Genomic DNA, 15,043 nt, shown 5'->3' with positions numbered 1-15,043 from the left:
CAATCAGGGCGAGTGTAGCGGTTTTGGTGCCAGATGCCAGCGGCTTGCCACGACAAAAGGCGCGCCCTTTAGGGGGACGCGCCTTTTGCCATTCATGACTGCCGCTTAATGGGTGCGCGCGGCCTCTGGCGCGGTGCCAGATTTGAGAGCGGCGGCTGCGGCGGCCTCTTCTGCGGCCTCGTCCCATTCGATGGGTTCGGGCTTGCGCACCAGCGCATGTTCCAGCACCTCTGACACATGGGTGACAGGGATGATGGTCAGCCCTTCCTTCACATTGTCGGGGATGTCAGGCAGGTCCTTGGCGTTATCCTGCGGGATCAGCACCGTGGTGATGCCGCCACGCAAAGCGGCCAGCAGCTTTTCCTTGAGCCCGCCGATCGGCATCGCATTGCCGCGCAGCGACACTTCGCCGGTCATGGCGATATCGCGGCGCACGGGGATCTGCGTCAGCACCGAGACGATGGAGGTGACCATCGCCAGACCGGCCGATGGCCCGTCCTTGGGTGTTGCCCCGTCGGGGACATGGACATGGATATCAATCGTGTCGAATTTCGGCGGTTTCACCCCGATTTCCGGCGCGATAGAGCGCACATAGCTAGAGGCTGCGTCGATTGATTCCTTCATCACATCGCCCAGCTTGCCGGTCGTCTTCATCCGGCCCTTGCCGGGCAGGCGCAGCGCTTCGATGTTCAAAAGCTCTCCGCCCACGGATGTCCAGGCCAGACCTGTCACCACGCCGATCTGGTCTTTTTCTTCGGCCAGACCAAAGCGGTGTTTTTCCACGCCAAGGAAATCCGACAGGTTGGCGGCGGTGACATTGATCACCTCTGCCTCTTTCTTGACGATCTGGGTCACGGCCTTGCGCGCGAGCTTGGCCAATTCGCGTTCCATGTTCCGCACGCCCGCCTCGCGGGTATAGACGCGGACCATCGCCAGCAGCGCATCATCGGACACGCTGAATTCGCGCGCGCGCAGCCCGTGGTTTTTCATGACCTTGGGCAACAGATGCTGTTTGGCGATCTCGACCTTTTCATCCTCGGTATAGCCCGAAAGCGAAATGATCTCCATCCGGTCCAGCAGCGGCCCCGGCATGTTATAGCTATTGGCCGTGGTCAGGAACATGACGTTCGACAGGTCATATTCGACCTCTAGGTAATGATCGACGAAGGTCGCGTTCTGTTCGGGGTCCAATACCTCGAGCATGGCCGATGCGGGATCGCCACGGAAATCCTGCCCCATCTTGTCGATTTCATCGAGCAGGATCAGCGGGTTGGTAGTTTTCGCCTTTTTCAGCGCCTGAATGATCTTGCCAGGCATCGACCCGATATAGGTCCGCCGGTGGCCCCGGATTTCGGATTCGTCGCGCACGCCGCCAAGCGAAATGCGGATGAATTCGCGCCCCGTCGCCTTGGCCACGGATTTACCAAGGCTGGTTTTCCCCACGCCGGGAGGGCCGACCAGACACATGATCGGGCCTTTGAGCTTGGCCGAGCGTTGCTGCACCGCCAGATATTCGACGATCCGTTCCTTGACCTTTTCCAGCCCGTAATGATCGGCATCCAAGACCGCCTGCGCCTTGTGCAGGTCTTTCTTGGTGCGCGATTTGACGTTCCACGGCAGGCCCAGAATCCAGTCCATGTAATTGCGCACCACGGTCGCCTCGGCGGACATGGGGGACATGGATTTGAGTTTCTTCAGCTCGGCATCGACCTTTTCGCGGGCTTCCTTGGACAGCTTGGTGTCATGGATGCGGGCTTCCAGTTCGGCCACTTCGTTCTGGCCGTCTTCGCTGTCGCCCAATTCCTTCTGGATCGCCTTCATCTGTTCGTTCAGATAATATTCGCGCTGGGTGCGTTCCATCTGCGATTTGACGCGGGTCTTGATCTTGCGCTCGACTTGCAGGACGGACATTTCGCCCTGCATCATGCCGTAAACCTTTTCCAACCGTTCCGCGACGGACAGCGTTTCCAGCAAGCCCTGTTTCTGCGCCACTTCAATGCCCAGATGGCCCGCGACCAGATCGGCAAGCTTTGCAGGTTCGGTCGCGTCGCTGACGGCGGCCATGGCTTCTTCGGGGATGTTTTTCTTGACCTTGGCGTAGCGTTCGAATTCGGCGGCAACATTGCGCACCAAGGCTTCGACCTCGGTCGGATCGCCCGCTTCTTCGGTCAGATATTCGGCGCTGGCTTCAAAGAAGGAGTCGTTGGGCAGAAAACCCGTGATCTTCACACGGCTGCGCCCTTCGACCAGCACTTTGACGGTGCCATCGGGCAGTTTCAGCAGTTGCAGTACATTGGCCAGCACGCCGGATTTGTAGATGCCGTCCTGATCGGGGTCGTCCTGACCGGGGTCGATCTGGCTGGACAGCAGGATCTGCTTGTCGTCCTGCATCACCTCTTCCAATGCGCGCACCGATTTGTCGCGGCCCACGAACAAAGGCACGATCATATGCGGAAACACGACGATATCGCGCAACGGCAGGACGGGATAAGACGAACTCAGCGGTTCTTGCATGGAATATTCCTTTTCTGGCAGAACGCGCCAACCCCGTGTGATCGGCAGCCGGGCGCGTCCCCTCTTGGACATTACAAATGGGGCGGACCTCTGGGGCTGTCAACCAGCCAGCTATCAGAGCGGGTCGATATCGCCTTGTGCGCGCTGGCGATGAAACTCTGCCTCCCACGCAGCAAAGCTGCCTGCGGAAATGGCAGCGCGCATACCGGCCATGATGTCCTGAAAGTAATGCAGGTTATGCCATGTCAGCAGCATGCCGGAAATCATCTCATTCGCGCGGAAGACATGGTGCAGATAGGCGCGCGAATAGCCGCGACAGGCAGGACAGGTGCAAGCCTCGTCCAGGGGGCGCGGGTCATCCTGATGGCGCGCGTTCTTGATGTTCACAACGCCGTGGCGCGTGAACGCCTGCCCCGTGCGACCCGACCGTGACGGCAGCACGCAATCCATCATGTCGATACCGCGCTTGACCGCGCCCACGATGTCATCCGGCTTGCCCACGCCCATCAGGTAACGGGGTTTGTCCACCGGCAATTGGTCGGGCGCGTAATCGAGCACGCCGAACATCGCCTCTTGCCCTTCGCCCACGGCCAGACCACCCACGGCATAGCCGTCAAATTCAATCGCGCGCAGGGCATTGGCGGATTCCTCACGCAGATCCTGTTCCAGCCCGCCTTGCTGGATCCCGAACAAAGCATGGCCGGGCCGGTCGCCAAAGGCATCGCGCGACCGTTGCGCCCAGCGCATCGACAGATCCATGCTGGATTTGATCCGGTCCCGGTCGGCGGGCAGCGCGGGGCATTCGTCAAAACACATCACGATGTCGGACCCCAGCAGCGCCTGAATTTCCATCGACCGTTCCGGCGACAAATGATGGCGCGATCCGTCGATATGGCTTTTGAAGGTCACGCCTTCTTCGGTCAGTTTGCGCAGCCCGGCCAGCGACATGACCTGAAACCCGCCACTGTCTGTCAGGATCGGCTTGTCCCAGTTCATGAAGGCATGCAGCCCGCCCAGCGCTGCGATCCGTTCCGCCGTGGGGCGCAGCATCAGGTGATAGGTATTGCCCAGCAGGATATCCGCGCCCGTCGCCGCCACGCTTTCGGGCAGCATCGCCTTGACGGTGGCGGCGGTGCCCACGGGCATGAAGGCCGGCGTGCGGATCTCGCCGCGCGGCGTGCGGATCACACCGCTGCGGGCCTTGCCGTCTGTGGCGTGCAGGTCAAATGAAAATCGATCAGTCATCGGCTATCCTCTTGCTGGCAAGGCATATGCCTTGTCGGGGCGGGATTGGAAAGACCGCCCTGCCCGCCGCCCCCTTTACGCCCTTCGCGCCAAACCCTATATGTTCTCTCAGGAATGCAGGAACCAATCACATGACAGATGCAAACGCCCAGATGGAAGGTGCGCCCTTGATCGCGCCATCGACAACAGATCATCCGCTTTACGAGGATGTGGTGCAGGCGTGCCGCTCGGTCTATGACCCTGAAATTCCGGTGAATATCTACGATCTGGGTCTGATCTACACGATCGACATCAAGGATGACAACGCGGTCAATATCGTCATGACGCTGACCGCGCCGGGCTGTCCTGTCGCGGGGGAAATGCCGGGCTGGGTCGCTGATGCGATCGAACCGCTGCCCGGCGTGAAACAGGTCGATGTCGAAATGACCTTCGAGCCGCAATGGGGCATGGATATGATGTCCGACGAAGCGCGGCTGGAACTGGGGTTCATGTAAGCGTCAGCAAAGCTTCACAACGGAATTGCGCAGCCGTTACATTCGCGCGGCATGCACGGCTTCAGTCATAAACACTGGAGCATCCCATGACACGGTTATCTCTTACTTTGCTTGCCATTCTGGCCGGCACCACGGCCATCGCCGATACCGCCCTGACCTATGGTCCGCGCCCTGCCTATCTGGTCAGCCAGATGACCGACAGCCCCCTGAAAGAGCAATTGCTGGCCTGCGCCGACCAGATACCCGCGCGGTCGGATTTCTCGATCGGGCACCGTGGCGCGCCGCTGATGTTTCCCGAACATACCGTCGAATCACATGTCGCCGCAGCCCAGATGGGTGCGGGTATTCTGGAATGTGACGTGACCTTTACCGCCGATCTGGAACTGGTCTGCCGCCATGCGCAGAACGACCTGCACACGACGACCAACATCCTCGTCACGCCATTGGCTGACAAATGCACAACCGGCTTTCGCCCCGCCAACGGGGACAGTGTCGCCAGCGCCGAATGCCGCACCAGCGACATCACGCTGGCCGAATTCCAGACGCTGGACCCCAAGATGGACGCCGCCAACACGGCTGCCACCACGCCCGAGGAATACCTGAACGGCACCGCCAATTGGCGCACCGATCTTTATGCGGCGAATACCACGCTGATGACGCATGCCGAGTCCATCGCGCTGTTCCGCGATCTGGGCGCGAAATTCACGCCCGAGCTGAAATCCCCCGCGGTCGAGATGCCCTTCAACGGCTTCAGCCAGCAAGATTATGCGCAAAAGCTGGTCGATGAATACAAAGCCGCCGGTATCCCCGCCAGCGACGTCTGGCTGCAATCGTTCAACCTTGATGACGTGCTTTACTGGATCGAGAACGAACCCGCATTCGGCGCGCAGGCTGTCTATTTGATGGATGAATACGAAACTGTCGACGGCTATACACCGCATGATCCCGCGACCTGGCCCAACACGATGGAAGACCTCAAGGCGATGGGTGTGAACATCATCGCGCCGCCGACATGGATGCTGGTCACGCTGCAAGATGGCAAGATCGTGCCATCTGCACTGGCCAGGGCCGCCAAGGCTGCCGATCTGCAGATCATCACATGGACGCTGGAACGGTCCGGCCCGCTGGCCAATGGCGGCGGGTGGTATTTCCAAGGCATCAATGACGCGATCACCAATGACGGCGCCTATTTCGATCTGCTCGATGTGCTGGCACAGGATGTCGGCGTGATCGGCGTCTTCTCTGACTGGCCCGCCACCACGACCTATTACGCCAATTGCATGGGTCTGTGACCCCAAAGGCCCGGACGGCGGCCTTGTGTCGTCCGGGTCGCTGCCCTATCTTGGATACAACGCAAGGAGTTTCCCATGTTCGGCATCCCCGGCAAGCAAGCCGTCACCATCACCGACAAAGCCGCCGCCCAGATCGCGCGGCTGATGGCCAAGGATGGGCATCAGGGTCTGCGGATCGGCGTCAAGAAAGGCGGCTGTGCCGGGATGGAATATACCATGGCCTATGTCACCGATATTGATCCGCTGGACGAGGTGGTCGAACAGGATGGCGCGCGGGTCATGATCGCGCCGATGGCGCAGATGTTCCTGTTCGGCACCGAGATCGATTATGAAACCTCGCTGCTTGAATCCGGTTTCAAATTCCGCAATCCCAATGTGGTCGATGCCTGCGGTTGCGGGGAATCGATCAAATTTGCGGATAATATCGCGTCGCGCTGACGCCCAGCCAAGGACAGCCCATGCGACGCAAACTTGCCGCCGGCAATTGGAAAATGAACGGGCTGCGCGCCGATCTGGCCGCGCTGGACACGCTGGCCGAACAGCGCGGCTTTGATGTCGATGTGCTGATCTGCCTGCCCGCGACCCTGATCGGGTCTTGCGCGGGATTGCCCTTTGCCATCGGCGGGCAGGATTGCCATAGCGCCACCCATGGCGCGCATACCGGCGATATTTCCGCAGCGATGCTGGCCGATATCGGTGCGACCCATGTGATCACCGGCCATTCCGAACGGCGCAGCGATCATCATGAAACCGACGCCATGGTCGCCGCGAAATCCCGTGCCGCCCATGAGGCCGGTCTGACCGCGATCATCTGCATCGGGGAAACGCTGGTGCAGCGCGCGGATGGCAGCACTTTGGCGGTGATCGACGCGCAGCTGGCCGGATCGGTGCCCGATTGCGCCACCGCCGATAATACCGTGATCGCCTATGAACCGATCTGGGCCATCGGCACCGGCAAAGTGCCCACAACAGAGCAGATCGCCGAAGTCCATGCCCATATCCGCGCGCGGCTGGCCGCGCGTTTTGCCGATGGGGCCGATTTCGGGATCCTTTACGGCGGCTCTGTCAAAGCAGAGAATGCCGCCGCGATCTTTGCCGTGCCGCATGTGACCGGCGCCTTGGTCGGCGGGGCCAGCCTCAAGCCGGCCGATTTCACCCCGATCATCGCCGCCTTGGCCGCCAGCTAGCTGCGCGCTGGTCCCAGCACATCGCGCAATGTGGCAATCGCGCTGTCCAGATCGGCCATCACCGCCTCTGCCCCGACAAGATGCAGGATATCGGGGTGGTGATCCAGAATGCTGCCCGCCACGATGATATGCGCCAGCGGCTGGGTGATCCGCAGCGCAAGGCCAAGCCGGGTCAAAGGTTCCAGCATCCGGTCAGAATTGGCGACCAGCACGATGGCTTCGTAATGGCGCAGATCGGCCTCGGTGATCAGCGCGTCATGATCCAGCCCCATCAGCATATCCACATCCCAGCCGTCGCGGCGGAAATGGTCGGTCGCGATCTCTATGCCCAGCGTATGGGTCTCGCCGGGGACCAGTGCAAAAAGCGCGGGCCGGGTTTCGCGGCCTTGGGTGATTTGCGGGGCCAGCACATGGCGCAGGCCACGGATGATCCCGTAAAGCTTGCCACAGGCCAGCGTCACATCGATGAATGAAATCCGGTCATCATCCCACATCTGGCCCAATTTGCGGGCGGCACCGGCGACATAGCCCCGGCTGATCGCTCCGGGATCGACACCATCACGGCGCGCGGCAAGGATGAATTGATCCGCAGCCGTATCATCCGCCGATAACAGCGCCGCGCAAAGCAGGTCGATATCGGATTGCGTCGGCAGATCGGCCGCATTGTCCTGACGCGGCATCCGGAACGCCAGGCGGCGCACGACTTCGCGGGCAAGGCTGGATACGGCGTTTTGCGGCAATTCCGTCTCGACCAGACGCAATTGGCGCGTTGCGTTCTGATAGGCAGAACGGTCGAACAATCCATCGTCCAAAGACGTCTTCGACATGAACACTCCTCCCCCGTTGGCTGATAGGGTAGCGGTGGCAGGTCTTGGGCCTGCCTGCGGTATCCAATCGCATGCAGGTTAACACAGCGACAGACGGCCGTGCCGCGTCAGAACGTCGCGGTTTCGTGATCGGATAGGGCGCGCGCCCATTGCAAAGACCGGCGCGGCGCGGCAAAGCTGCGCCATGCAACAGCTGACCCAATCCCCCGTTGATCCCGCCTTTGTGCAGAACCCCTATCCTTTCTATGACCGCGCCCGCCAGACCGGCGATTTCTTTTGGTGGAATGATTACGCCATGCCCTGTGCGGTGTCGCATAAGGCCGTCCATGCGGTGTTACGCGACCGGCGGATGGGGCGCGAATGCCCGTCCGAACTGGCCCCCGCGATCCCCGATGCGCTGCGCCCGTTCTATGAGATCGAGGCCCATTCGATGCTGGAACTGGAACCGCCGCGCCACACCCGCCTGCGCGCGCTGGTGCTGCGCGCCTTTACCAGCCGCACCATCGCAGCCCTTGCCCCGCAGATCACCCAGCTGTGCCATGATCTGATCGACCGCTTTCCAGACGAACCCTTCGATCTGCTGACCGCCTATGCCCAGCCCGTGCCCGTGGTCACGATCGCGCGGCTGCTGGGCGTGCCAGAGGATCGCGCGGACGATCTGTTGCGCTGGTCCAATGCCATGGTCGCAATGTATCAGGCCCGCCGCACGCCGGAAATCGAGGCGGCCGCCATCGCCGCATCAACCGATTTTTCCGATTTCATGCGCGGCTATATCGCCACCCGCCGCAAGACACCGGCCGATGACCTGATCTCGACCCTGATCGCAGCCGAGGAACAGGGCGAGAAACTGACCACCGACGAATTGATCACCACCTGCATCTTGCTGCTGAACGCAGGCCATGAGGCGACGGTGCATACGCTTGGCAATGGCACTAAGACCCTGCTGGAACAGAATATCCGCGGCATCACCGATGCTTGCGTCGAGGAAATCATCCGCCACGACCCGCCTTTGCATATGTTCACCCGCTGGGTCTATGAGGATGTCCAGATCGGCGACCAGCACTTCAAACGCGGCGATCAGATCGCCTGCCTTTTGGGGGCGGCGAATCGTGATCCGGCGGTCTATCCCGATCCCGCGCGTTTCGACCCCGCCCGCAGCGGCCCGCAGAACACCAGTTTCGGCGGCGGCATCCATTTCTGCGTCGGCGCGCCCTTGGCCCGGCTGGAACTGAAAATCGCGCTGGATGTGCTGTTCACCCGCTGCCCCGATTTGCGGCTGACCGCAGCGCCCGGCTATGGCGACACCTATCATTTCCACGGGCTGACACGGCTGATGGTGGCCGCGCGCTAGGCCAGCTTTGCGCTGCCTTATAGCGGCAGGGCCACGGTCGATTTGATTTCTTCCATCGACAATAACGCAGTGACGTTATGCACTTTCACCTCTGAGATCAGCGCCTGATAAAAACTGTCATAGGCGCGGGCATTCTTGACCCGCACTTTGAGGATATAATCGATATCACCGGCCAGACGATGTGCCTCTTGCACCTCGGGGCGTGATTTCAGCGCCTTCAGAAACCGCGCCTGCCAGTCCTTGTCATGCTCGGACGTGCGGATCAGCACGAAAAAACAGGCCTCGAACCCCAGCTTTTCGGCATCCAGAATAACCGTCTGCTGCCCGATCACCCCGGCCTCACGCAGCTTGCGGATGCGATTCCATACCGGCGTTTTGGATGACCCCACCGCCTTGGCAATATCGTCCAATGATTGGGCTGCATCCGCTTGCAGGGCCGCTAAAATCTTCCGGTCGGTCGCATCAATCCGCAAGGCCATTCCTGTTTTCCCATTATTCGAGGACGCATGGTCTGTTTTCACCGCAACTTGGAACATTCATCCTTTGTTGCGCTCTGGGGCAGCAAATAACAGAACAATGTTCTATGTTGAAGGGAAGAAATCAAAAGGTGCGTGATGCAACATTTTCCGATCTTCCTTGCTGTCGCCGGTCGCCGGATCGTGCTGTCGGGTGGCGGCGATGCGGCCATGGCCAAGCTGCGCCTGCTGATGAAGACCAAGGCGCATCTGACCGTGATCGCCCCCGAGGTCACAGCCGAAATCAGCGCTTGGGCCGCGGCGGGCAAGCTGCGCGTGATCAGGCGCGCGATGGAACCGGGTGACACGCTTTGCGCAGCACTTTTCTATGCCGCCAATGAAGACGATGCCGAGGATGCCCGCGTCGCCGCCATCGCCCATGCCGATGGCGCGCTGGTCAATATCGTGGATAATCTGGCCGATAGCCAATTCATCACCCCCGCGATCGTCGACCGCGATCCTGTCGTCGTGGCCATCGGCACCGAAGGGGCTGCCCCCGTGCTGGCCCGCGCGATCAAGGCCGATATTGAAGAACGGCTGCCCGTGTCGCTGGGCGTGCTGGCGCGGATCGGCAAGACCTTTCGCCATGCGGTCGATGTGCTGCCCATGGGCCGCAAAAGGCGCGATTTCTGGGCTGATTTCTATTTCCAGCGCGGCCCCAAGGCGATGGCTGCCGCTGGCGAGGCCGCGATCATCCCCGCGCTGGAAACCCTGCTGGACGATCACATCACCGCGCGCAGCAAGGCGGGCCATGTCGATCTGGTCGGTGCTGGCCCGGGCGACCCCGAGCTTTTGACGCTGAAGGCGCGCAATGCGCTGGATAAGGCCGATGTGGTGATCCACGACAATCTGGTGACGGGCGAGATCTTGGAACTCGCCCGCCGCGAGGCGATCATCATCGATGCGGGCAAACAGGGTTTCGGCCGGGCCATGCCGCAGGATCAGATCAACGCGCTGATCGTGCAACATGCGCTGGACGGGCATCATGTGGTGCGGCTGAAAGCGGGCGATCCGACCGTCTTTGGCCGTCTGGACGAGGAAATCAGCGCCATCATTGATGCAGGCGTCAGCTATACGATCGTGCCGGGGATCACGGCGGCCTCTGCCGCTGTTGCCTCTATCGGGCAAAGCCTGACGCAGCGCGGGCGCAATTCGTCGGTGCGTTTCATCACCGGTCACGATACGCGCGGTTACGCCGATCACGATTGGCGCGCGCTGGCCGCCCCAGGTGAAGTCGCCGCGATCTATATGGGCAAACGCGCCGCGCGGTTCATCCAGGGCCGGTTGCTGATGCATGGGGCCGATCCGGCAACGCCTGTGACCATCATCGAAAACGTCAGCCGCGCCGATCAGCGCGTCATCGCCACCTGTCTGGCGGAACTGGAACCCACGCTGACAAATGCCGGTCTGTCCGGCCCTGTTATCACCTTTTACGGCCTCGCCCCGCGCGCCGCTTTGGCCGAGGCCATCAAGATCAAGGAATTCGCCTGATGCCCGCACGTTTCACCCCCAAGGTCGTCACCGCCAATGCGCTGCTGGATGGTGACGCCGTCTGGCTGACCGAGGATGATCGCTGGTCGCCCCTGATCTGCGAGGCCGAGCTGATCACCGACGAGGCCCATGCCGATCTGCGCCTCTTGCAGGCCAAATCGCGGGCGGCAGAGATTGCAGGCGCCTATCTGGCCGATGCCCGCATGGGCGATGATGGCCCCGAGCCTGTGCATTTCCGCGAGGCGTTCCGCACCCGCGGCCCGTCGAATTACGCGCATGGCAAACAAGTAGAAACCCCGCCCCGGACCTGATCCGGGGCCCGCCCCGGACCTGATCCGGGGCCGCCACGCCATTCAAGAGACCCCCAAGAGATCCCGGAGCATGTCCGGGATGCGACAGGAAAAAGCAGATGTACGTTTACAACGATTTCGACGAAACCTTCGTGCGCGCCCGCGTCGCCCAATTCCGCGCGCAGGTGGAACGCCGCATCGACGGGTCCCTGACCGAGGATGAATTCAAGCCTTTGCGCCTGATGAACGGGCTTTATCTGCAATTGCACGCCTATATGCTGCGGGTCGCGGTGCCTTATGGCACGCTCAACCCCGCGCAGATGCGCCAGCTGGCGATGATCGCGGATCGCTGGGACAAGGGTTACGGCCATTTCACCACGCGTCAGAATATCCAGTATAATTGGCCAAAACTGGGCGATGTGCCCGATATGCTGGAGGCTTTGGCCGATGTCGGCATGCATGCGATCCAGACCAGCGGCAATACGATCCGCAATGTGACCGCCGACCATTTCGCCGGTGCCGCTGCCGATGAAATCGAAGACCCGCGCGCCATTGCCGAATTGTTGCGCCAATGGTCCACAGACCACCCCGAATTCCAGTTCCTGCCGCGCAAATTCAAGATCGCCGTCACCGGTGCCGCCGCCGACCGCGCCGTGACGCGCGCCCATGACATCGGGCTGGTGGTCGTGCGGAATGATGCGGGCGAAGTGGGCTATCAGGTGATCGTCGGCGGTGGTTTGGGCCGCACGCCGATGGTGGGCAAGGTCTTGCGCGATTTCGTGTCCAAGGCGGATTTGCTGCCTTATGTCGAAGCCATCGTCAGCGTCTACAACCTGCTGGGCCGGCGCGATAATAAATACAAAGCCCGGATCAAGATCACCCTGCATGAAAACGGGATCGAAACGATCCGGCAGATGGTCGAGGAACGGTTCGCCGCGATCCGCGCAGGCTTTGCCGGCTATGACCAAAGGCTGCTGGCCGAGATCGAAAAATCCTTTGCCCCGCCAGCCTTTGTCACCAAGCCCACCGATGGGTATGAGGCCGCACGTCTGGCCAACCCCGGTTTTCGGTCATGGACCGACACCAATCTGGCGCCGCATAAGGCGCCGGGCTATGCGATCGTGTCGATCAGCATCAAGAAACATGGCGCGACGCCCGGTGATGCCACCTCCGACCAGATGCGCGTGATGGCTGATCTGGCGGAACAGTACGGCCACGGCGAATTGCGCATCAGCCATGAACAGAACGTGATCCTGCCCCATGTCCACCAATCCGACCTGCCTGCGGTCTATGCCGCCTTGCGCAAGGCCGATCTGGCGACGGCGAATATCGGGCTTGCCTCTGATATCATCGCCTGCCCCGGCATGGATTATTGCGCGCTGGCCACGGCCCGGTCGATCCCCATCGCCCAGCAAATCGCCACGCGGTTTGACGCATTGAAGATCGAACATGACGTTGGCCCGCTCAAGATCAAGATCTCCGGCTGCATCAATGCCTGCGGGCATCACCATGTCGGCCATATCGGGATTCTGGGGCTGGATCGCGCGGGTGTGGAAAACTACCAGATCACGCTGGGCGGCGATGGCACCGAGACCACGACCATCGGTGAACGCGCAGGCCCCGGTTTCAGCGCCGATGACATCGTGCCCGCGATTGAACGGCTGGTGATCGGCTATCTGGACCTGCGCCGCGACCCGTCCGAGACGTTTTTGCAAACCTATCGCCGTCTGGGGCTGGCCCCGTTCAAGACGCTGCTATACCCAAGCGAGGACAAAGCCGATGCCGCTTGATGATCTGGCTGACCAACGCAACAGGCAGCATCGTGGCGCGGATGCGCTGGCGGTGCTGCGCGCCACGCTGCACGATCCGCAGATCGGGCCGGTGGCGCTGGTGTCGTCGTTCGGTGCCGAAAGCGTGGTGCTGTTGCATCTGGCGGCCCAAGTGGACCCGGCCGTGCCGGTGATCTTTCTGGATACCGAAATGCTGTTTCCTGAGTCGCTGACCTATCAGCGCGATGTGGCCAAGGCCCTGGGCCTGACCGATGTGCGCGTCATCACCCCCGACCGCAATGCCGTGCTGCGCGAGGATGTCGACGGGCTGCTGCATCAGGCCGAACCCGATGCCTGCTGCGATCTGCGCAAGGCGCGCCCCTTGGAACAGGCATTGCAAGGCTTTGGCGGCTGGATCACCGGGCGCAAGCAATTCCAGAACGGCCAGCGCGCCGCCCTGCCCCTGTTCGAAGCGGACGGTGCTCGGATCAAGATCAACCCGCTGGCGCAATGGTCCTCGGATGATCTGCGCGGCTATATGACCAAGCATGATCTGCCCCGGCATCCGCTGGTGGCGCAAGGATACCCTTCCATCGGCTGCATGCCCTGCACCACCCGCGTCGGCGCAGGCGAAGACCCGCGCGCAGGCCGCTGGCGGGGCAGCGACAAAACCGAATGCGGTATCCATTTTGAAAACGGGCGCATGGTCCGGGAAGGCAAGGCAGCATGAGCATCATCGTCACCGACAAAGGCTTTGCCACGGATGATTGGACCGGCCCGTTCCGCGATGCGACCCAAAGCATCGCCAATGATTGCGGCTTTGCGGTGGATCTGGCGTCCGATACCGACCCCGCCACGCTGGCCCGCCTGACCAATGCGCCGATGATCCGCATCGATTTTCCCAGCTTTGCCGATGGGCGCGGTTTCACGCTGGCCGCGATGCTGCGGCGCGCGGGCTATCGGGGGCGGCTGCGCGCGCGCGGTCATGTGATCGCGGACCAATATGCCATGGCGCGCCGGTCAGGTTTCGACGAGGTCGAGATTGACGAGGCCATGGCCGCCCGCCAGCCGCAGGACCAATGGCTGGCGCGCGCCGACTGGCAGCAGGGCCATTATCAGGCCCGTTTGCGCGGGTGACCCTTTCCCTGATCCAGATCAACGACTAAGACAGAGGATGGCCCCTAGGGTCACAGATGAACCTATGACAGAGCAGACACCCGTGACCCACGCCAGCGCCAAGATCGTCCCGCAATTGCCCGACATGCAGACCGTGACGGAGGTGAAGCATTTCACCGACCGGCTGTTTTCCTTCCGTGTCACGCGCCCCGCCAGCCTGCGGTTCCGGTCCGGCGAATTCGTCATGATCGGGCTGATGGGCGACGAAGACCCCGCAACCGGCAAGCGCAAGCCGATCATGCGCGCCTATTCCATCGCCTCGCCCAGTTGGGATGAGGAATTGGAATTCTATTCGATCAAGGTGCAGGACGGCCCGCTGACATCAAAATTGCAACATATCCAGCCCGGCGATGGGTTGATTCTGCGGCCCAAACCTGTTGGCACATTGGTGCATGACGCGCTTTTGCCCGGCAAGCGGCTGTGGTTCTTTGCCACCGGCACCGGCTTTGCGCCTTTTGCCAGCCTGTTGCGCGAACCGCAGACCTATGAGGATTACGACGAGATCGTGATCACCCATACCTGCCGCGAGCTGGGCGAGCTGACCTATGGCCGCGACCTGATCGAAGGGCTGAAAACCGATGAATTGCTGAATGAAGTCATTGGCGAAGGTTTTTGGAAAAAGATCAAATATTACCCGACCACCACCCGCGAAGACAGCCCCAAGATGGGCCGGATCACCGATCTGATGCGCAGCGGAGAGGCCTTTACCGATCTTGGCGTGCCGCCTTTGTCGCCCGAAACCGACCGCGCGATGATCTGCGGCAATCTGGCATTCAATCTGGAATTGAAAGAAATGCTGGAAAGCTACGGCTTGAATGAAGGCGCCAATTCCAACCCGCAGCAATATGTGGTTGAAAAGGCGTTTCTGGACTGATCTTTCCGGTCATCTGAA

General features: G+C 61.3%; 15 protein-coding genes. 11 read left to right on the top strand and 4 right to left on the bottom strand.

Features of this window, described 5'->3' with window-relative positions; all coding sequences use genetic code 11:
* Positions 1-105: 105 nt before the first annotated feature.
* Complete coding sequence (lon, locus tag LOKVESSMR4R_RS05820) at positions 106-2,514, bottom strand: endopeptidase La (RefSeq protein ID WP_087212699.1); 2,409 nt, start codon at positions 2,512-2,514, stop codon at positions 106-108.
* A gap of 114 nt (positions 2,515-2,628) precedes the next feature.
* Positions 2,629-3,759: a tRNA guanosine(34) transglycosylase Tgt gene (gene tgt / locus LOKVESSMR4R_RS05815; protein ID WP_087206711.1), complete on the bottom strand. Its 1,131-nt coding sequence runs from the start codon at positions 3,757-3,759 to the stop codon at positions 2,629-2,631.
* 131 nt (positions 3,760-3,890) lie between these two features.
* On the opposite strand from tgt, the gene LOKVESSMR4R_RS05810 reads away from it, so the two are divergent.
* The 4 genes from LOKVESSMR4R_RS05810 to tpiA all read left to right on the top strand — a co-directional run bounded on the left by LOKVESSMR4R_RS05810 (position 3,891) and on the right by tpiA (position 6,732).
* Positions 3,891-4,253, top strand: a complete 363-nt coding sequence (locus LOKVESSMR4R_RS05810) for an SUF system Fe-S cluster assembly protein (protein ID WP_087206710.1) — start codon at positions 3,891-3,893, stop codon at positions 4,251-4,253.
* Between the two features lie 86 nt (positions 4,254-4,339).
* Entirely contained in the window at positions 4,340-5,545 is a 1,206-nt protein-coding gene (locus tag LOKVESSMR4R_RS05805; RefSeq protein ID WP_087206709.1) for a glycerophosphodiester phosphodiesterase family protein, read from the top strand.
* Positions 5,546-5,620: 75 nt separating this feature from the next.
* Entirely contained in the window at positions 5,621-5,983 is a 363-nt protein-coding gene (locus tag LOKVESSMR4R_RS05800; RefSeq protein WP_087206708.1) for a HesB/IscA family protein, read from the top strand.
* 20 nt (positions 5,984-6,003) lie between these two features.
* Complete coding sequence (gene tpiA, locus LOKVESSMR4R_RS05795) at positions 6,004-6,732, top strand: triose-phosphate isomerase (protein ID WP_087206707.1); 729 nt, start codon at positions 6,004-6,006, stop codon at positions 6,730-6,732.
* On the opposite strand, the gene LOKVESSMR4R_RS05790 is transcribed toward tpiA, so the two are convergent.
* Complete coding sequence (locus tag LOKVESSMR4R_RS05790) at positions 6,729-7,559, bottom strand: cobalamin B12-binding domain-containing protein (protein WP_087206706.1); 831 nt, start codon at positions 7,557-7,559, stop codon at positions 6,729-6,731. The genes tpiA and LOKVESSMR4R_RS05790 overlap by 4 nt on opposite strands.
* 184 nt (positions 7,560-7,743) lie before the next feature.
* Here LOKVESSMR4R_RS05790 and LOKVESSMR4R_RS05785 point away from each other — a divergent pair, with 184 nt between their 5' ends.
* A complete protein-coding gene (locus tag LOKVESSMR4R_RS05785; protein WP_204248729.1) occupies positions 7,744-8,910 on the top strand; it encodes a cytochrome P450 in 1,167 nt (388 codons plus the stop codon).
* 17 nt (positions 8,911-8,927) lie between these two features.
* Here LOKVESSMR4R_RS05785 and LOKVESSMR4R_RS05780 read toward each other — a convergent pair whose 3' ends face one another.
* Positions 8,928-9,389: an Lrp/AsnC family transcriptional regulator gene (locus LOKVESSMR4R_RS05780; protein ID WP_087212695.1), complete on the bottom strand. Its 462-nt coding sequence runs from the start codon at positions 9,387-9,389 to the stop codon at positions 8,928-8,930.
* A 135-nt stretch (positions 9,390-9,524) separates the two neighbouring features.
* Here LOKVESSMR4R_RS05780 and cysG point away from each other — a divergent pair, with 135 nt between their 5' ends.
* The 6 genes from cysG to LOKVESSMR4R_RS05750 all read left to right on the top strand — a co-directional run bounded on the left by cysG (position 9,525) and on the right by LOKVESSMR4R_RS05750 (position 15,025).
* Complete coding sequence (gene cysG, locus LOKVESSMR4R_RS05775; RefSeq protein ID WP_087206704.1) at positions 9,525-10,916, top strand: siroheme synthase CysG; 1,392 nt, start codon at positions 9,525-9,527, stop codon at positions 10,914-10,916.
* Positions 10,916-11,227 (top strand): DUF2849 domain-containing protein, encoded by a 312-nt coding sequence (locus LOKVESSMR4R_RS05770; RefSeq protein WP_087206703.1) that lies wholly within the window; start codon positions 10,916-10,918, stop codon positions 11,225-11,227. Before cysG ends, LOKVESSMR4R_RS05770 begins: the two co-directional genes overlap by 1 nt.
* 98 nt (positions 11,228-11,325) lie before the next feature.
* Positions 11,326-12,996: a nitrite/sulfite reductase gene (locus LOKVESSMR4R_RS05765; RefSeq protein ID WP_087206702.1), complete on the top strand. Its 1,671-nt coding sequence runs from the start codon at positions 11,326-11,328 to the stop codon at positions 12,994-12,996.
* A complete protein-coding gene (locus LOKVESSMR4R_RS05760) occupies positions 12,986-13,705 on the top strand; it encodes a phosphoadenylyl-sulfate reductase (protein ID WP_087206701.1) in 720 nt (239 codons plus the stop codon). Before LOKVESSMR4R_RS05765 ends, LOKVESSMR4R_RS05760 begins: the two co-directional genes overlap by 11 nt.
* Positions 13,702-14,112 carry a DUF934 domain-containing protein gene (locus LOKVESSMR4R_RS05755; protein WP_087206700.1) on the top strand — a complete coding sequence of 137 codons (411 nt, stop codon included), beginning with the start codon at positions 13,702-13,704 and terminating at the stop codon, positions 14,110-14,112. The genes LOKVESSMR4R_RS05760 and LOKVESSMR4R_RS05755 overlap by 4 nt, the downstream gene beginning before the upstream one ends.
* 64 nt (positions 14,113-14,176) lie before the next feature.
* Positions 14,177-15,025, top strand: coding sequence for a ferredoxin--NADP reductase (locus LOKVESSMR4R_RS05750; RefSeq protein ID WP_087206699.1), 849 nt, complete (start codon positions 14,177-14,179; stop codon positions 15,023-15,025).
* The last annotated feature ends 18 nt before the right edge of the window (positions 15,026-15,043 follow it).

Origin of the sequence: Yoonia vestfoldensis, assembly GCF_002158905.1 — a bacterium.
Lineage (GTDB): Bacteria > Pseudomonadota > Alphaproteobacteria > Rhodobacterales > Rhodobacteraceae > Yoonia > Yoonia vestfoldensis_B.
This window is presented reverse-complemented; position numbering and strand designations above follow the sequence as displayed.